The organism is Faecalibacterium sp. An58 (assembly GCF_002161515.1).
GTDB classification, from domain to species: domain Bacteria; phylum Bacillota; class Clostridia; order Oscillospirales; family Ruminococcaceae; genus Faecalibacterium; species Faecalibacterium avium.
Genome location: NZ_NFHX01000008.1, coordinates 15,275 through 33,742, shown reverse-complemented (window position 1 = coordinate 33,742; position 18,468 = coordinate 15,275). Strand labels below are relative to the sequence as shown.

General features: G+C 62.8%; 15 protein-coding genes. 10 read left to right on the top strand and 5 right to left on the bottom strand.

Features of this window, described 5'->3' with window-relative positions:
* Window positions 1-16 precede the first annotated feature (16 nt).
* The 3 genes from B5G12_RS07225 (at window position 17) to B5G12_RS07215 (ending at window position 3,987) form a co-directional block, all read left to right on the top strand.
* Window positions 17-1,342 carry a 6-phospho-alpha-glucosidase gene (locus B5G12_RS07225; RefSeq protein ID WP_087324428.1) on the top strand — a complete coding sequence of 442 codons (1,326 nt, stop codon included), beginning with the start codon at window positions 17-19 and terminating at the stop codon, window positions 1,340-1,342.
* 79 nt (window positions 1,343-1,421) lie between these two features.
* Window positions 1,422-3,170, top strand: a complete 1,749-nt coding sequence (gene ilvD / locus B5G12_RS07220; RefSeq protein ID WP_522731429.1) for a dihydroxy-acid dehydratase — start codon at window positions 1,422-1,424, stop codon at window positions 3,168-3,170.
* Window positions 3,171-3,306: 136 nt separating this feature from the next.
* Window positions 3,307-3,987 carry a sigma-70 family RNA polymerase sigma factor gene (locus tag B5G12_RS07215; RefSeq protein WP_087324426.1) on the top strand — a complete coding sequence of 227 codons (681 nt, stop codon included), beginning with the start codon at window positions 3,307-3,309 and terminating at the stop codon, window positions 3,985-3,987.
* A 48-nt stretch (window positions 3,988-4,035) separates the two neighbouring features.
* Here B5G12_RS07215 and B5G12_RS07210 read toward each other — a convergent pair whose 3' ends face one another.
* Entirely contained in the window at window positions 4,036-4,350 is a 315-nt protein-coding gene (locus B5G12_RS07210; RefSeq protein WP_087324425.1) for a rhodanese-like domain-containing protein, read from the bottom strand.
* A 497-nt stretch (window positions 4,351-4,847) separates the two neighbouring features.
* On the opposite strand from B5G12_RS07210, the gene licT reads away from it, so the two are divergent.
* Both licT and B5G12_RS07200 read left to right on the top strand, forming a co-directional pair.
* The gene (gene licT / locus B5G12_RS07205; protein WP_158099693.1) at window positions 4,848-5,714 is read left to right on the top strand and encodes a BglG family transcription antiterminator LicT; all 867 of its coding nucleotides are present in this window, start codon (window positions 4,848-4,850) and stop codon (window positions 5,712-5,714) included.
* 133 nt (window positions 5,715-5,847) lie between these two features.
* Entirely contained in the window at window positions 5,848-7,974 is a 2,127-nt protein-coding gene (locus B5G12_RS07200; protein WP_087324423.1) for a PTS sugar transporter subunit IIABC, read from the top strand.
* A gap of 80 nt (window positions 7,975-8,054) precedes the next feature.
* Here the strand turns inward: B5G12_RS07200 and B5G12_RS07195 are convergent, their stop codons facing one another.
* On the bottom strand, window positions 8,055-9,383 hold the full coding sequence (locus B5G12_RS07195; protein ID WP_087228235.1) for a C1 family peptidase: 1,329 nt from the start codon (window positions 9,381-9,383) through the stop codon (window positions 8,055-8,057).
* A 116-nt stretch (window positions 9,384-9,499) separates the two neighbouring features.
* Window positions 9,500-10,516, bottom strand: a complete 1,017-nt coding sequence (locus tag B5G12_RS07190; protein ID WP_158099692.1) for an alpha/beta hydrolase — start codon at window positions 10,514-10,516, stop codon at window positions 9,500-9,502.
* Window positions 10,517-10,692: 176 nt separating this feature from the next.
* On the opposite strand from B5G12_RS07190, the gene B5G12_RS07185 reads away from it, so the two are divergent.
* From B5G12_RS07185 to B5G12_RS07175, 3 genes are all read left to right on the top strand, one after another.
* Window positions 10,693-11,103, top strand: coding sequence for a NifB/NifX family molybdenum-iron cluster-binding protein (locus B5G12_RS07185; RefSeq protein WP_087324421.1), 411 nt, complete (start codon window positions 10,693-10,695; stop codon window positions 11,101-11,103).
* A 34-nt stretch (window positions 11,104-11,137) separates the two neighbouring features.
* Window positions 11,138-11,701, top strand: a complete 564-nt coding sequence (locus B5G12_RS07180; RefSeq protein ID WP_087324420.1) for a TetR/AcrR family transcriptional regulator — start codon at window positions 11,138-11,140, stop codon at window positions 11,699-11,701.
* 171 nt (window positions 11,702-11,872) lie between these two features.
* Window positions 11,873-13,846: an oleate hydratase gene (locus B5G12_RS07175; RefSeq protein ID WP_087324419.1), complete on the top strand. Its 1,974-nt coding sequence runs from the start codon at window positions 11,873-11,875 to the stop codon at window positions 13,844-13,846.
* A gap of 64 nt (window positions 13,847-13,910) precedes the next feature.
* On the opposite strand, the gene B5G12_RS07170 is transcribed toward B5G12_RS07175, so the two are convergent.
* Window positions 13,911-15,695, bottom strand: a complete 1,785-nt coding sequence (locus B5G12_RS07170) for an aryl-sulfate sulfotransferase (RefSeq protein WP_087324418.1) — start codon at window positions 15,693-15,695, stop codon at window positions 13,911-13,913.
* Between the two features lie 279 nt (window positions 15,696-15,974).
* Between B5G12_RS07170 and B5G12_RS07165 the strand changes: the two genes are divergently transcribed.
* Window positions 15,975-16,547: a chromate transporter gene (locus B5G12_RS07165; RefSeq protein WP_087324417.1), complete on the top strand. Its 573-nt coding sequence runs from the start codon at window positions 15,975-15,977 to the stop codon at window positions 16,545-16,547.
* Window positions 16,544-17,107, top strand: a complete 564-nt coding sequence (locus B5G12_RS07160) for a chromate transporter (RefSeq protein ID WP_087324416.1) — start codon at window positions 16,544-16,546, stop codon at window positions 17,105-17,107. Before B5G12_RS07165 ends, B5G12_RS07160 begins: the two co-directional genes overlap by 4 nt.
* A gap of 148 nt (window positions 17,108-17,255) precedes the next feature.
* On the opposite strand, the gene B5G12_RS07155 is transcribed toward B5G12_RS07160, so the two are convergent.
* On the bottom strand, window positions 17,256-18,461 hold the full coding sequence (locus B5G12_RS07155) for a nucleotidyltransferase family protein (RefSeq protein WP_087324415.1): 1,206 nt from the start codon (window positions 18,459-18,461) through the stop codon (window positions 17,256-17,258).
* Window positions 18,462-18,468 lie beyond the last annotated feature (7 nt).

Below are 18,468 nucleotides of genomic sequence, written 5' to 3'. Positions count from 1 at the left end.
AAAAGAGGTTTTGAAGATGAAAAAGTTTTCGATCGTCATCGCCGGCGGCGGGAGCACCTACACCCCCGGCATCGTGATGATGCTGATGAACAGCCTGGACCGCTTCCCCATCCGCAGCCTGAAATTGTACGACATCGACGCCGAGCGCCAGGAAAAGCTGGCCAAAGCCATCGCGCTGGCCATGCAGAAGGTGGCGCCGGATGTGGCGTTCTCCTACACCACCGACCCGAAGGAAGCCTTCACCGATGTGGATTTCTGTATGGCCCACATCCGCAGCGGCGGCTACCCCATGCGGGAAAAGGATGAGAAGATCCCGCTGGCTCACGGCGTGGTGGGCCAGGAGACCTGCGGTCCCGGCGGCATCGCCTACGGTATGCGCAGCATCCCCGACATCATGCAGCTGATCGATTATATGGAGGCGTACAGCCCCGACTGCTGGATGCTGAACTACTCCAACCCCGCCTCCATCGTGGCCGAGGCCTGCCGGGTCCTGCGTCCCGGCGCAAAGATCATCAACATCTGCGATATGCCTGTGGGCACCCTGCGGCGGATGAGCTACATCGTGGGCAAGGACCCCAAAGACCTGGATGTGCGCTACTACGGCCTCAACCACTTTGGCTGGTGGACCAGCGTCAAGGGCAAGGACGGTACCGACTACACCCCCCAGCTCATCGACTATGTCAGCAAGAACGGCTACCTGACCGCCAAGGCCATCGAGACCCAGCACATGGATTCCAGCTGGCAGGAGACCCACCGCAAGGCCGCCGATCTGCTGGCGGTGACCCCCGACTGCCTGCCCAACACCTACCTGAAATACTACCTCTACCCCGACTATGTGGTGGCCCACAGCGACCCCAACTACACCCGCGCCAATGAGGTGGAGAACGGCCGCGAAAAGACCGTGTTCGGCGCCGCCAAGGCCATTGTGGATTCGGGCCGGTTCAACGGCGACGAGTTCTCCATCGACAACCACGCCAGCTTCATCGTGGACCTGGCCCGGGCCATCGCCTACAACACCCACGAGCGGATGCTGTGCATCGTGGAGAACAAGGGCGCCATCTCCAACTTTGACCCCCACGCCATGGTGGAAGTGCCCTGCCTGGTGGGCAACGAAGGCCCCGAGCCCCTGTGCCAGGGTGAGATCCCCACCTTCCAGCTGGGCATGATGCAGCAGCAGGTGGCCGTGGAAAAGCTGGTGGTGCAGGCTTACTGCGAGCACAGCTACCAGAAGATGTGGCAGGCTTTGACGCTGAGCAAGACGGTGCCCAGCGCCAAGGTGGCCAAAGAGATCCTGGACGATCTGATCGAGGCCAACAAGGACTACTGGCCCGAGCTGCACTAAACTATCCATCGCCCGCCGCCGCAGTGTGCCCGTTGCCCTGCGGCGGCTTGTGCGTACCAAAGGAGGAAACAAGATGGAACTGATCAGTCAGAAAATGCGCACCCTGGCCCCCGAGCTGGACCCCTTGCGGATCGGCACCGGGTGGGCCCCGGAGGATCTTGCAAAACCCCAGGTCATCATCGAGAGCACCGCCGGGGACAGCCATCCCGGCAGCGGCCACCTGCCCATCCTGGTGGAGGAGGTGCGCAAGGGGGTGGCCGAAGCCGGAGGCTATGGCGCCCGGTATGCCTGCACCGACATCTGCGACGGCGAGAGCCAGGGCACCGACGGCATCAATTACAGCCTGGCCAGCCGGGAGATCATCGCCAACATGATCGAGATCCACGCGAACGCCACCCCCTTTGACGCCGGGGTCTACCTGGCCAGCTGCGACAAGGGAATGCCCGCGAACCTCATGGGCTGCCTGCGGGTGGACATCCCCTCGGTGGTGGTGCCCGGCGGCACCATGAACGCCGGCCCCGAGATGCTCACCCTCGAGCAGCTGGGGATGTACAGCGCCAAATTTGAGCGGGGCGAGATTGACCAGGACAGGCTCAACTGGGCCAAGCAGAACGCCTGCCCCAGCTGCGGCGCCTGCAGCTTCATCGGCACGGCCTCCACCATGCAGATCATGGCCGAGGCTTTGGGCCTGGCTTTGCCCGGCAGCGCCCTGATGCCCGCCACCAGCCCCGACCTGCTGGCCTATGCCCGGCAGGCCGGCCGCCGCGCCGTCGAAATGGCCGGCTGCGACGCCATGCGCCCCAGCCGCATCGTCACCATGGACAGCTTTGAGAACGCCATTCTGGTCCATGCCGCCATCTCCGGCTCCACCAACTGCCTGCTGCACCTGCCCGCCATCGCCCACGAACTGGGCATCGAGATCACCGGCGACACCTTCGACCGGCTGCACCGGGGCGCCCGGTACCTGCTGGACGTCCGTCCCGCCGGCCGCTGGCCCGCCGAGTGCTTCTACTACGCCGGCGGCGTGCCCGCCATCATGGAGGAGATCCGTGACCACCTGCACCTGGATGCGATGACCGTCACCGGCAAGACCCTGGGCGAGAACCTGGACGAGCTGAAAGCCAATGGCTTCTACCAGCGCTGCCAGAAGTGGCTGGACGAATTCAACGCGCGCTATGGCATCCATATCACCCGGGAGGACATCATCCGCCCCTACGACAAGGCCATCGGCACCGACGGCTCCATCGCCATCCTCAAGGGCAACCTCGCCCCCGAGGGCGCGGTCATCAAGCACACCGCCTGCCCCAAGGAAATGTATAAGGCCGTCCTGCGGGCCCGCCCCTTCGACAGCGAGGAGGAATGCCTGGCGGCCGTCCTCCACCACGAGGTGCAAAAAGGCGACGCGGTGTTCATCCGCTATGAAGGCCCCAAGGGCAGCGGGATGCCCGAGATGTTCTACACCTCCGAGGCCATTTCCTCCGACAAGGAGCTGGGCCGCAGCATCGCCCTCATCACCGACGGGCGGTTCTCGGGCGCGTCCACCGGCCCGGTGATCGGCCACTGCAGCCCCGAGGCCGTGGACGGCGGCCCCATCGCCCTGGTGGAGCAGGACGACCTGATTGAGATCGACGTCTTTGCCCGCAAGCTGAACATCGTGGGCGTCCGCGGCGAGCGCAGGACCCCCGAGGAGATCGACGCCATCCTGGCCCAGCGCCGCGCCAACTGGCAGCCCAAGCCCCGCAAGTACACCAAAGGCGTGCTGCGCCTGTTCAGCGAGCTGGCCGCCAGCCCCATGAAGGGCGCCTATCTGGACTACGACGCCCGCTGAACCAAACCCCACCGGCCCGCAGCCCGAAGGACGGCTTCTGCCGCAGGCAGCAGCCGTTCGGACCTGCAAATTTGCCTCCCTGTGCACATAGACTGAAACGAATGCGTTCCGCTCTGTGCACAAGGAGGCTTTTGGTATGTTGTTGGCTCTGCTTCGGTTTTTCTCCGCCCAGTTTCTGTATCTCGCGTTGCATCTCGAATCCGGCAGCTTTCCCCGTCCCATGACCCCCCGGGAGGAAGCCGCAGCCTTTCAGGCCCTGCGCGATGGCGACCCCGACGCCCGGGAGAAGATCATCCGCCACAACCTTCGTCTTGTGGCCCACATCGCAAAAAAGTACTATTCCCTGCCCGGCGACCAGGATGACCTCATCAGCATCGGCACCATCGGCCTGATCAAAGCGGTCAACACCTTCGACTGTTCCCGCCAGGCCCGCTTTTCCACGTATGCCAGCAGGTGCATTGAAAACGAGCTCCGTATGCAGTTCCGGCGCGAGAAAAAGACCGGGCCATCCATCTCGCTCCAGGAGGCCCTGGATACCGGCAAGGATGACTCGGCGCTGACTTTGTCGGATCTGCTGCAGGACACTGCCTGCATGGAGGAGAACTGCGAGAAAAAGGACGAGGCCGCCCGGCTGCGCGGCCTGATCTGCGCTCTGCCCCAGCGGGAACAGCAGCTCATCCGGCTGCGGTACGGCCTGGATGGCAGGCCCCCTCTCACCCAGCTGGAGACGGCGCGGCTGATGGGTATCAGCCGCAGCTATGTGTCCCGTTTGGAAACGCACGCCCTCAAGCTGCTGCGCCAGAACTGGCAGACCTGAACCCGGACTGCAAACCGGGCGGAGCCGCCTGGCCCCGCCCTTGCTTGTTTATTTCACCACGTCATACGGCCAGGTCATGATCCCGCCGAACTCGTAAACGCCCGTGTACCCCAGCTCGGCCAGCGCCTTGGCCGCCTTCTTGCTGCGGCTGCCGCTGCGGCAGTAAACCAGCACGGCAGCGTCTTTTTCCGGGATCACTTCGGCGGCGCTCTCCCCGTCGATGGCGCCCAGCGGCAGCAGTACCGCGCCGGGGATATGGCCGCTGTCGTACTCCTCCTGCTCCCGCACATCGAGGACGATGACGTCCCCGGCCTCCATCCTCTCCCTGGCTTCTTCCTGGCTGATCTTCTGATCATGTTCCATGGTTTTCCCTCCAAATCATAAAAGTAAAGCAGTGAACCGTGTTGACACGATCCGTTTCATTTTGCAAATTCCTTTGCGATCTCTATCCCTGTTTTATTCTATACAATAAGGCCATTTGATTCCATTCCGCCGCTCCGCCTGCCTTGTAGTCTCCCTGCCCCGGTGCTATCCTATGGCTGTATGCGGGGCGCAAAGCAGGCGTTTCCGTCCCAGAGCGCTTCCCTCCCATCCTTAAATTTGTCTAAAATCACACCCTCAAATTCGGCAGTGTGCCAAAACTTTCTGCATTGTGCGGAAAATGATTGACAAGATTCAGACGACATGGTATTGTAGAACCGAACATAAAAGAAGGCAAGCCTGCACAGCAGGCTTTTGGTTGGATTGTTACCGGTCGTGCGGGCTAGACCAACTCCGTGGATGCTCTTGGCTTTGGATAAAGAGTGTTTGAGGGGTTTGGTCTTTTCTTTTTGCCTGGCGGTGCAAAGGGAGGCAGCGGGGTGCGCATCAAAAAGGTCATCAACAACAACATCCTATGCGTCATCGACGAAAAAGGCATCGAGAGCATCGTCACAGGCCGGGGACTGGGTTTTGGCCGCAAGGTCGGGCAGTTTGTGGACCCCGAGGCGGTGGAAAAGGTCTACCGGATGGAGGACAAGACCGTTCAGCACCGTCTGCGGGAGCTGGTGGAGCAGATCCCCCTGGAACATCTGCGCCTGACCGAGAGCCTGATCGAGGAGATCCGGGCCGCCGTTCGCCAGCCGCTGAACGAGTCCCTGCTGATCACCCTGGCCGATCACATCAGCTTCGCCATCCAGCGCAAGGCTCAGGGCATCGAGTTCAAGAACCCGCTGGCCGGCAGTATCTTCTGTTATTACCCCACCGAATACCATCTCGGGCAGAAATGTCTGGACATGATCCGCGACACCTGCGGTGTGGAGCTCAACCCCGACGAGGCCGCCTTCATCGCGCTGCACATCGTCAACGCCGAGCTGAACACCGACATGAGTGAGATGTACGACATCACCCGGCTCATCGACGGCGCGGTGGAGGTGGTGGAATACTTCTATCGCGACCGGGGCGTGTTCGACCGGGAATCTCTGGATTTCAGCCGCTTTGTGGTGCATCTGCGCTACTTTGCCCAGCGGCTGTTCCAGGACAAGATGATCCCCGACAGCTCCAGCGAGGAGGACGCGGCCTTCCGGGCCACCATCGCCCGCAGCTGCGCCGAGCACTACAAATGTGCCCTGTGCATTGCGGCCTACATCAAAAACACCTGGCACAAGGACCTCTCCCAGGAGGAACTTGTCTATTTGACCATCCATCTCAAACGGGTGGCCGGGGGCCTGCGGCCAGCCACCCCGTAAAGCCGCACAGGATAGTGACTGCATCGATTGTTATGTAGGCTAGACCTGTACATTTTGCCGCGGCAGTGCGCCCTGCCGGCGCCGGCAATGTGTACAGGTCTTTTTTATACCGACAGACCAAAGGAGGATTTTTATGAAAGACAAGATCTTTGGCGTATTGCAGCGTGTCGGCCGCTCCTTCATGCTGCCCATCGCCCTGCTGCCCGTGGCGGGCCTGCTGCTGGGCATTGGCAGCTCGTTCACCAACGAGACCATGCTGGAGGCCTATGGCCTGACCGGCGTCATCCACCCCGGCACCATCCCCTATACGGTGCTGGATATCATGAACCAGTGCGGCAGCGTGGTCTTCAACAACCTCGCGCTGCTGTTCGCCATGGGCGTGGCCATCGGCATGGCCAAAAAGGAGAAGGAAGTGGCCGCCCTCTCCGGCGCCATCGCCTACCTGGTCATGAACACGGCCATCTGCGCCATGATCAACGCCAGCGGCGGCGTGGAAGCCATGGCGGCCAACACCACCACCTCGGTGCTGGGCATCACCTCTTTGCAGATGGGCGTGTTCGGCGGCATCATCGTGGGCCTGGGCGTGGCGGCTCTGCACAACCGCTTTTATAAGACGCAGCTGCCCCAGGTGCTCTCCTTCTTCGGAGGCACCCGCTTTGTGCCCATCGTCTGTACTGCGGTCTACCTGCTGGTGGGCATCGCCATGTTCTATGTCTGGCCGGTGGTGCAGCACGGCATCGGCCTGCTGGGCAACCTGGTCATCAGCTCGGGCTATGCGGGCACCTTCATCTACGGCCTGATCGAGCGTGCCCTGATCCCCTTCGGCCTGCACCACGTTTTCTATATGCCCTTCTGGCAGACTGCCGTGGGCGGCACCGCCGTCATCGACGGGGTCACCGTCCAGGGCGCGCAGAACATCTTCTTTGCCGAGCTGGCTTCCAAGACGGTCACCGAGTTCTCGGTGGACGCCACCCGCTTTATGGCCGGCAAGTTCCCCCTGATGATCTTTGGCCTGCCCGGCGCAGCTCTGGCCATGTACCGCACCGCCCGTCCCCAAAAGCGCAAGGTCGTCTTTGGCCTGCTGCTGTCGGCTGCCCTGACCTCCATGGTCACCGGCATCACCGAGCCGCTGGAATTCACCTTCCTCTTTGTGGCCCCCCTGATGTACGCGGTCCACTGCGTGTATGCCGGCCTGGCCTATATGCTGATGCACATTCTCAACGTCTGCGTGGGCATGACCTTCTCGGGCGGCCTGATCGACCTGACCCTCTTTGGCATCCTGCAGGGCAACGCCAAGACCCACTGGATCTGGGTCGTGATCGTGGGTGTGGGCTACTTTGTGCTGTACTACATCACCTTCACCCTGATGATCCGCCTGATGGACCTCAAGACCCCCGGCCGTGAGCCGGACGACGAGGAGCCCAAGCTCTACACCCGCAGCGATATGAAGGAGAACGCCGGCCCCGGCGCTGCTCCCGCCGGCGACAACGTCTCGGCCACCATCCTGCGGGGCCTGGGCGGCAAGGCCAACATCTCGGATGTGGACTGCTGCGCCACCCGTCTGCGCGTGACGGTGGTGGACTCCAACAAGGTCAGCGACGGCCTGCTCAAGCAGAGCGGCGCCTCGGGCGTGGTCCACAAGGGCAACGGCATCCAGGTCATCTATGGACCCCAGGTGGCGGTGATCAAATCCAACCTGGTGGACTTCATGGAGACCCCCGCCGCCGACAAGCTGGAGGCTGCCCCCGACTACGCCGCAGCTCCCGCTCCGGCGCCGGCGCCTGCCAAGGCCGCCCCGGCCAAAGCCGCGCCGGCCACCCTGGGCGCACATATGGCCGGCACCGTGGTGCCCATGAACGAGGTGCAGGACGAGGCCTTTGCCTCCTGCGCTTTGGGCGAGGGGGTGGCCATCGAGCCCAGCGAGGGCAAGCTCTACGCCCCCGCCGACGCCCTGGTGGACAACCTCTTTGACACCCATCACGCTGTCAGCCTGGTGACCTCCACCGGCGCAGAGATCCTGCTGCACGTGGGCATCGACACCGTCAAGCTGAATGGGCAGTATTTCACCCCCCATGTCCAAAACGGACAGAAGGTCAAGAAGGGCGATCTGCTGATCAGCTTCGACCAGCAGGCCATCAAGGCCGCAGGCTATCTGTGCACCACCCCCATGATCGTCTGCAACACCGACGACTACGCCGCCGTCAAAGTCCTGACCAGCGGCGCCGTCCAGCCGGGCCAGGACCTTGTGCATCTCGAGTGACCCCTTCCGTTACACCCCGAAACCAGAAACCGGGCTTCCCTTTTACAGGGAGGCCCGGTCTTTTGTTTCCGGTTTTGGTTTTATGCCAGAGAGCCCATGGGGTCCCAGGGGGCCAGCTCGATGGGCTCGCCTTCCAGGGCCTGGCGCTGGGCATCGCTCAAAAAGCGCTTGTGGATCACGGCCTGGTAAACGAACTGGTCGAACCACTTGTCGCTTGCCACAAAGTAGCCCTTCCGGCCGGCGGTCTCACCCCAGCTGTTCTCGATCTTCCAGCGGTCGGGCCGGCCGGCTGCGTCCAGGTTGACGCCGCAGAGCACCATGGCGTGGTTCATGGCGCTGTCACGGTAGTCCAGGCGCTCGGCCTTGGTGAGGCTCAGGTCCAGCCCGCCCAGCAGCTCGCCGTACAAAAAGCTGTCGGGATCCCAGATGCCGTCGTCGCGGCTGCCAAACTTGCCGCAGTCGCTGCCAAACCACACCGGCTCGCCCGCCTTCAGCTGGGCCACCGCCAGGGCTTTCATCTCCTCCATGGGCAGGTTGAGATGGCGCACCCGGCCTTCCACCACATTGCCCAGGTATTTGACGGTGTAGGTCTTGCCAAAGGGCTTGTCCTGGGTGGGGGCGTGGATGACGCTGACGTAGTCCTCCAGCTCCAGCCCGATGTACTTTTCATAGAAGTCCACCGGCGTCAGATCCCGGTCCACATGGTAGACGCCCTCCTTGTCGGTGTAGGCAAAGTCGAAACGGTCTACCGGGCGTCCAAAGCAGATGCACAGGGCCTTGAACAGCTCGGCCAGCATCTCGTCCTTGCGGGCGGCCGTGTCGCCGCCGGCGGCAGCCAGGGCCCGCAGCTCGATGGCGTCCTTGCGCAGCTTGGTGTTGAGCAGGCGCATCAGCTCGGCCGTGCCGCAGGACTGCGCCGTCTCGGGCATGACGCTGGCCGGCACGATGCCATACTTCCTGACGATGCTGACCATCATATCCCACTGACCGCCGTCGCTGATGCCGTTCAGCACCCAGTCGAGGGTCCGGTCCGCCACCGGCCGTTCGGCGCAGTCCAGCACGCTCTCCAGAAAGAAGTTGATCTTCTCAAACTTGTCCCAGAAGCCCAGCCAGTTGCCCGACAGCTCGAACTTGTCCAGGCCGCACTTTTCCGCCACGATCTCCCGCATCACGTTCATGGATGCGAACAGCCAGCAGCGGCCGCTCTTTTGCTGCGCGGTGATGCCCCGGGTCTTGACCTCGACCGAAAAGCTGTCCTCCAGTTTGGCGGCCGCCATGGGGTCCATGGCCGCCTTGCCCAGCGGACTGTGAGTGACGGCTGCCGTCAGCACCCGGGCCTCCCTGTCTGCGTCATAGTCTGCCTTGAAAGCGGCGATCATGGCAGGAGTGATCGATCTTGCGTGTTCCATTGCTTTTTACCTCATTTGTTTTTTCATCCGCAGCCGGCAGAGCGCCGGCGTGCTTTTTTGTTCCAAACCGGATCGGCTGCGGTCCATCGTAATACTATAACGTCCCGCCGGGCTTGTCAATCTTTTTTGGCCAAAGTCGCCCCAAAGGCCCTGCGCAGCGCATCGGTGCGGCGTGCGATCTGCATCCGGGCCGCCGGCGAATCCCGGAAGAAATCGAAACCGTGGAAGGTGCCTTCCACCTTTTCCAGCTGCACCCTGGCGCCGGCGCGGGCCAGGGCCGCGGCATAGGCGATTCCCTCGTCCCGCAGGCAGTCGAACTGCTCCACCTCCACATAGGCGTCGGGCAGCCCTGCAAAGCTGTCCGCCTCCATGGGCGAGGCGTAAGCCCGGCGGCTGCCCCAGCCGTCGCGCAGGTACAGCCGCCACATCCTCCGGTTCAGACGGGCGTTCCAGCAGGGACTGTCGGTGAACTGCCGGATGGAAAGGGTCTGCATCCGGGCGTCCGTCACCGGGTAGATCAGCAGCTGGAAGCAGAGCCGAACCTCCCCCGTATCCCGCGCCCAGAGGGCACAGGCCGCGGCCAGGTCTCCCCCGGCGCTGTCGCCTCCCACCGCGATGCGGTCCCGGCAGACCCCCAGCCGGCTGCTGTGTTCCCAGACGAACCGCATTGCGTCGCAGCAGTCCTCAAAGGCCGCCGGGAAAGCGGCCTGTTCGCTGGTGCGGTAGTGCACAAGTACCACCTTGCACCCTGCGCCCAGGCTGTAATCCATGACGTTCTGGTGGATGTAGCCCGCGTCAGCAAAGCAGAACCCGCCGCCGTGGAAGTAGACCAGACAGGGCAGCTCCCCCTGCGCCCCCACCGGCTCATAGACCGTCAGAGGCACTTTCCGTCCGTCCCGGCCGCGCGCCGTCTGCCTGGTCCGCCGCAGTCCGGGGCTCACCGGCGGCAGGGGCATCCGGGCCAGTACCCGGTTGCCCAGGGCCGCCGTCCGAGGCCCCAGCAGCACACCCGGCACTACAAACAGGTGCAAAGGCGGGCAGCCCCTGGCCAGAGGATATTTGCGGTCCCGGCAGAATTTCCAGGCGGCCGCCCCCAGTGTCAGGGCCGCCGCCCATCGGATCTTTTGATGCATGGCAGTTCCTCCCTTCGCTGTTTCCATTATAGCAGTCCGGGCCGCATCTGAAAAGACGCAGTGTTTCGGCGCGCCGGGGATGGCGCTTTGCGGCAAAGCGTGATACAATACAGAAAAAGGACACCGCCGCGCCTGCGGGTACGGCCCTGCACAACACCAGGAAAGGAAATCGAGCTATGAAAATCGCAGTTCCCTATGAAAACGGCAATATCTTCCCTCATTTCGGCCGCACGGTCCAGTTCAAGCTGTACGAGGTGGAAAACGGCCAGGTGACCGCCACCCGGATTCTGGGCACCCACGGCCAGGGCCACGGCGCTCTGGCCGGCCTGCTGGAGCAGACGGGCGTTGACGTGCTGATCTGCGGCGGCATCGGAGGCGGAGCGCAGGCCGCCCTGTCCACCGTGGGCATCCGGCTGTACGGCGGCGTGTCCGGCCCGGCCGACCAGGCGGTCCAGGACCTGCTGGCGGGCACCCTGGCCTATGACCCCGCCGTCCATTGCGACCATCACGGCCAGGAGCACGGCCAGCACAACTGCCACAGCGAGGAAAAGCACGGCTGCGCCGGCAACGGCGGCTGCGGCCGCTGACCCGCTATCCAGCCCGGGCTGCAAGGAGGAGGCTATGTCCAATATCACCAAAAAAGCGCTGGAGGCATCCCTGAAAAAGATGATGCTGAAAAAGCCGCTGGCCAAGATCACCATACGGGACATCACCGACGACTGCGGCATCAGCCGCATGACCTTTTACTACCACTTCCAGGACATCTACGACCTGATCGAATGGTCCTGCATCGAGGACGCCACCCAGGCATTGCAGGGCAAAAAGACCTATGACACCTGGAGCGAGGGCCTGCTGCAGGTCTTTGAGGCCGTGCTGGAAAACAAGCCCTTTGTGATGAACGCCTACCGCTGCATCAGCCGGGAGCAGATGGAGAATTTCCTGTTCCGGATGACCTACGGCCTGATCCGCGGCGTGGTGGACGAAAAGAGCCAGGGCGTCCCCATCACCGAGGAGCAGAAAGCCTTCATCGCCGGCTTTTACAAGTACAGCTTTGTGGGCCTGATGCTGGACTGGATCAAGCGCGGCATGACCCAGGACTACCGCCTCCTGGTCCAGGATATCACCCTGACGGTCCAGGGCAGCGTCTCCCTTGCCATCCAGAATTTCGCCCAGGCCGGCCGCTGACGGCCCGTCCGCCGCGCCTTTTGGCCCGGAACGGGCCTGCGCCCCCTTACAAACCCGCCCCGGTGTGCAGTTTTTGCGCACCGGGGCTTTTCTGCCCATAGCACCCCGCCGTCCTTTTATGCTACCATTCAGGCAACACCTACACATCACCCGGAAAGGACGGTCTATCTTATGTCGAACCATCTCTCCAAGCTCACCGCAGCCGCAGCCCTGGGGGCCGCCGGAGCCGGCACCGCCGTGCTGCTGCGCCGGAAATACCAACAGCAGCAGCGGGCCTGCGCAGTCCGCCAGGCCCGGCAGCTGGCCGGCTACCGCAACACCGAGCGGGGCAAACAGCACAAAAACGCCAAGGGCATCTACTACACCAGCGGCAACTACGAGGCCTTTGCACGGCCCGAAAAGCCCGCCGGGGTGGAGGACAAGCAGGCCTGGATCGTGGGCAGCGGCCTGGCCGCCCTGGCCGCCGCCTGCTTCCTGGTGCGGGACGGCCAGATGCCGGGGGACCACATCCACATCCTGGAGGCCATGGACGTGGCCGGCGGGGCCTGTGACGGCATCTTCGACCCCACCCGGGGCTACATCATGCGGGGCGGCCGGGAAATGGAGGACCACTTCGAGTGCCTGTGGGACCTGTTCCGCTCCATCCCCTCCCTCGAGAAGCCGGGGGCCTCGGTTCTGGACGAATTCTACTGGCTGAACAAGCACGACCCCAACTACTCCCTCTGCCGGGCCACCGTCCGCCGGGGGCAGGACGCCCACACCGACGGCCGGTTCAACCTGAGCCAGAAGGGCTGCATGGAGATCGTCAAGCTGTTCATGACCCCCGACCAGGACCTCTACGACAAGACCATCGAGGACGTCTTTGACGACGAGGTGTTCCAGTCCACCTTCTGGCTGTACTGGCGCACCATGTTCGCCTTTGAGAACTGGCACAGCGCCCTGGAAATGAAGCTCTATTTCCAGCGGTTCATCCACCACATCGCCGGTCTGCCCGATTTCAGCGCCCTCAAATTCACCCGCTACAACCAGTACGAGTCCCTGATCCTCCCCATGCAGAAATACCTGGAGGACGCCGGGGTGGACTTCCGCTTTGGGGTGGAGGTGACCAACGTGCTGTTTGAGCACCGGGACGGCAAAAAGACGGCCACCGCCCTGGAATGCCGCTGCGACGGCAAGGAGCAGGGGATCCCCCTGACCGAGAACGACCTGGTCTTTGTCACCAATGGCAGCTGCACCGAGGGCACCATCTACGGCGACCAGGACCACGCCCCCAACGGGGACGCCGAGGTGCGCACCAGCGGCTGCTGGAGCCTGTGGAAAAACATCGCCCGGCAGGACCCCGCCTTTGGCCATCCCGAGAAATTCTGCTCCGACATCTCCAAGACCAACTGGGAGTCGGCCACCATCACCACCCTGGACGGCCGCATCCTGCCCTACATCGAGGCCATCTGCCAGCGGGACCCCCGCTCGGGCCGTGTGGTTACCGGCGGCATCGTCAGCTGCCAGGACTCCAGCTGGCTGCTCAGCTGGACCATCAACCGCCAGGGCCAGTTCAAAGAGCAGGACCCCGGCAAGGTCTGCGTCTGGGTCTACGGCCTGTTCACCGATGTGCCCGGGGACTACATCCAAAAGCCCATGAAGGACTGCACCGGCTGTGAGATCACCCAGGAGTGGCTCTACCACATCGGGGTGCCGGTGGACCAGATCCCCCAGCTGGCTGCCCACAGCGCCGTCTGCGTCCCCACCATGATGCCCTATATCACCGCTTTCTTTATGCCCCGCGCCAAGGGGGACCGCCCCGACGTCATCCCCGACGGCTGCGTCAATTTTGCCTTCCTGGGCCAGTTTGCCGACACCCCCCGGGATACGGTGTTCACCACCGAATACTCGGTGCGCACCGCCATGGAGGCCGTCTACGGCCTGCTGGGAGTGGACCGCGGCGTGCCCGAGGTCTGGGGCAGCGTCTACGACATCCGCACCCTGCTGGAGAGCACCGTCTGTCTGATGGACGGGCGCAGCCCGCTGGACGCCCTGCCCGGGCCGGTCCAGATGGCCGCAAAGCCTCTGCTGCGTCTGGTGCAGGGTACCGTGGCCGAACAGCTGCTGCGCCGCTACAACATCCTGCGGCCCGGCATGATGGAATAAGCCACACAAAAAGCCCCCCGGCCGCGGTCAGGCCGAGGGGCTGTCCTGGTACCAGGGCCGGTCCTTACTGGAACCAGAAGCCCTTATAATCGTACTTGAAGGTGCGGTAGCCCTGCATGGTGCACTCGTAGGCATACTGGCGGATCAAATTGCCCTGGCTGTCGTATTCGCCATACACCATGGCCACGCCGCTGTTGACCGCCCAGTGCCCGGTGTCCGGGTTGAGGGTAGCGTTGGACACGATGCTGGAATAGGGCACCGGGAAGGAGTCCACCAGCTCCACCGTGCCTGCGTTTTCGTCGATGCGGTAGGTGTAGCTGTAACTGGCGTCCCCGTTCCCGCCGTACATCTCGGTGCTGACCGTGTCGGGCAGGTCGGGCTGGTAGCCGTCGCTGCGGGAGGACAGAGCCCAATAGTTGTTGTTGAACATCCGCAGGTAGCACACCCCTTCTTCTTCCGCGGGGGCGTATTCGACGCTGTGCTGGCCGTACTGCCATGTAAAGTCGTTCACCGGCTCCAGGCAGTATTCTTCATAGCCGGTGCCCTCCCAGAAGGCGGGATCGCCGCAGAACCAGTCGATGGCCGCCTGGCCATGGACGTCCCCTACCTTAATGGCGGTGGAGGTCTCCCGGGAGGAGACCACCAGGCTGTCGCTGTCGGGCAGGTACTGGATGGTGTTCAGGTGGATCCAGTCCTGCTCCCCTGCCTGCCAGAAGAAGGGATCGGTGGCGCCGATGGGCCGGGTCTGGCTGTGGTAGTCCGCCATCAGGTCCTTGAAGTCCAGCAGCAGATCCACCTCGCCGCTGGCCAGGTCCACTTCCACCACCAGGTCTTCCACATCCACCGCGCCGGTCTGCTCCACCAGAGCCACCACCGTGCCGTCCCGGCCATAGTTGATGTCGTGATGCAGTTCATACTCGCCCAGAGGGTACACCTGTTCCACCTCGCCCAGCCCGTTGATCCGGGCCAGCTTGTTGGCCGACACGCAGGTGACGATCTCATCCCCATAGGTCAGGATGCGGTCCATGCCAAAGCCTTCCAGCACCATCTCATAGCGCATGACGCCGGCGTTGTCGAACAGGAACCCGTATCCCAGATGGCCGTTGGTGCGCATCATGGTGAACAGGCCCTCGTCCAGCGGCTCGGTACTCGTCCCGTCGGTCACCTCCAGGACGGTGTCGTAGCCGGAATAGGGCTCGGGCATCTCGATGGTGAAGCGGACGGTCTGCCGGACGTTGCCCCAGCTGCCCCGCAGTGTCATGGTGACCTCGTTCACCTCACCGGGCACCAGGCCGATCATCTGGAACTCATGCCGGGTGGAATACTCCCGGCCCGAGCTGTCGGCGGCGACGGCGGTGAAATCCGGGATGCGCTCATCCTCCACCCGGATGGTATACTCCACCTGGGTGGGGAAATCCGTCTCAAAATACAGATACAGACCATTGGCACCGGTGCCGAAGGGATTCAGCACCGCCAGAGGGGTCTCTGCGGTCCAGTTGAGGTTCTGGGTGGTCTGGCCCTTGTCCAGCACAGCCCGGATCCGCTGCTGGACGGCAGTGTCATAATAAGTAAAACCTTCCTGGTCGATGTCGGTGGGGACCAGCTGCAGCACCGTGATGCTGGCATCCGCCGAGGCGGTGCGGATCTCGATCTGGTGTTCTTCCTCCACGCCGATCAGATCTCCCACATCCACGGCCCAGCCGTCCCGTATGGCAGTCTCCTGGGAGGTGAACCACTTGCCCACGGCCGGCGCCACGACGGGCACCAGGGCCGCTATGGCCAGCAGCACCGCCAGCACTACCACAATGGGTATCCAAATGCGCCTTTTCTTTTTTGGTTTTGTATTCATCTGCATCTATCCTTTCTGGATCGCCAAATCTTTCAGAAACCGGCGCCCCGCGCTGCCGCCGGGCGCCCAAAACCATCCTAAGTATAGCACTCCATTTTTGCAACGGTATGGCCAAAACCTATATTTTACGTTGCCCATGCCACCAAAGACCGGAAAATCTTCCCAAAGCTCCCTTTTGATCCTGGCGGGCCGTTTTTGGGGACAGACAGGGTTTGACTTCCCCCGCAGAGCGTGTTATGATTCCTCTGGCACATTCGCCTTTGCAGGGAGGGTTACGCATTGAATGATAAAAAAACGGTATTGACCAGGCTCTTTTTCTCTACGCTGTATCTCAGCGCCTTCACATTTGGGGGCGGCTATGTGATCGTCACCTTGCTCAAGAAAAAATTTGTGGACGAATACCACTGGATCGGCGAGGACGAGATGCTGGATCTGGTGGCCATCGCCCAATCCGCCCCGGGCGCCATCGCGGTGAACGGGGCCATCGTGGTGGGCTACAAGCTGGCAGGGATGCTGGGGGCCGTGGTGGCCATCGTGGCCACCATCATCCCGCCTTTCCTCATCATCTCGGTGATCTCGGTCTTTTATGAGGCTTTCCGGCACAACTTCATCGTCAGCCAGATGCTGGCGGGGATGCAGGCCGGGGTGGGGGCCGTCATCGCCTCGGTGGTGTGGGAGATGGGGGCGGACGTGGTCCACAGCAGAAGCGCCTCCTCCATGGCCATCATGGCGGGGGCCTTTGCGGCCACCTGCTTCCTGGGGGTCAATGTGGTGGCGGTGGTGCTGGTGTGCGCCGGCATCGGCGTGCTGCGGGTCCTGCTGGCCCGCCGGAAAGGGGGCGCAGGGCAATGATCTACCTTCAGCTGTTTCTGAGCTTTTTGCAGATCGGGCTGTTCAGCTTTGGGGGCGGCTATGCGGCCATTCCCCTGATCCAGGGCCAGATCGTGGACCAGCACGGCTGGCTGAGCATGGCCGAATTCACCGACCTGATCACCATTTCCCAGATGACCCCCGGCCCCATCGCCATCAACTCGGCTACTTTTGTGGGCATCAAGATCGCGGGGCTGCCGGGGGCGGCCGTAGCCACCCTCGGGTGCATCCTGCCCTCCTGCGTCATCGTCACCCTCATCGCCAGGCTCTACCTCAAGTATCGCAACCTGGTGGTTCTACAAGGTGTATTGGGTTCCCTGCGGCCTGCGGTGGTGGCCATGATCGCCTCGGCGGGCATTTCCATCCTGGTCACCGCCTTTTGGGGCTCCTCGGCCATCTCCCTTGCCTCCACCCAGTGGGTGATGGCAGCCATCTTCGCGCTGTGCGTTTTCCTGCTCATGAAGTGCAAGCTGGACCCCATCCTTGTCATGGTGCTGGCGGGGGTGCTCAAGCTGGTTACGGCGGCTCTGGGCCTCTCCTGACCGCTTTCCGGAGCGCGGGGCCTCCCATTTTTATACAAACAGCATTACGTCATACAGCATACAACCATTCGTATAGCATCATTTTACGATTTCCCGCAAAAAAGGACCGCTGCACAACGGCTTTCGTTCTGCAGCGGTCCCTTTCTTTTTATTTTTCCAGCACGCCGGCAGCCAGGTATACCTCCCGCAGCTGGTCGTAGGCTTTTTTGGAGCTGCTGCGGCGGGCCTGGCCGATCTTATACCGCTCCTGCGCCACGATCCGGACGGCCCGGACAGCCCAGTAGGCGGGCAGCAGCCAGGGCGCCTTTTCCAGGCGGGGGTACCGCTTATGCAGCACCTCGGCGGAGGGGAAGCACTGGCGCAGCACCTCCCGGGGCATATTGTGCAGATAGGTTCTCTGGCCTCTCTGCTGTACCTGCAGGGCCCGCTGCACCTCCCGGCCCCCGTGTACCCCTGCGTTGACGAGGTAGTCCACCACCAGTGCGGCGTCCCGGTCCAGGGCGGGGGTACCCGTCCCGTCAAAGCAGGCGTTGGCGATCCGCTCCATCTGGCGGGCGAAGGCGGTCATGTGCACCGCTTCCAGCTGGCTGCGGATGCGGGCGGCATCCAGGGGCAGCCGCTGCTGACGGAACACATAGATATCCGCCAGAAAGCGGATGCCCACCCCCGAGCCGGTGAAGTGCTTGCGGAAGTGCAGCAGGCTGTGGACATAAAAGTCCTCCATCCCCATGCGGTAGATGTGCTTTTTGCCCGGCAGCAGGTTCTCCGGGTCCCACAGCCTCTGTTCCTTCTGCTCGACCCAGGCGGCCTCGTCCGCCGGCAGGCTGCGCCGGTCGGTGGCGCACTGGTGCAGCTCCACATACATGAAGGGCAGCTTCCAGTATCCATCGTGGAATCTCTTTTCGGTGTCGTCGTAGACATAGTCCCGGGCTTCCATCCAGGTCCGCATCCGTCCGCTGTCCATCTGCCGGATCACCACATCCAGGTCCGCCATGCTGCGCATCAGCGGGTCGGGATAAAAAGTGCGCGTGATCCAGCCCTTTATGGGCATACAGTCGATGCCCTCCTGCTCAAAGCTGTCCAGCAGGGCCTGGATCTCATATTCCTGCATGACCCCCAGCTGGATCATCTTTTCATAGGGGCGCTTCATGCTCTGCTGCAAAGGCGCCCAGGCCGCGCCCTTCTGGTTTTTGAGCACCGGGTAGATCATGCTCACCAGGCTCTGCCGCAAGATCAGATCCTCCAGCTTCTGGGTGCTGCACCCTGCGGGCCAGGGCAGCTGCGCCTGCCAGTCCTGGTGCAGGGCAGCCCGCATCAGAGCCAGCAGCAGTCCCGTTTCATTGAGATGCTTCAAATCCTCC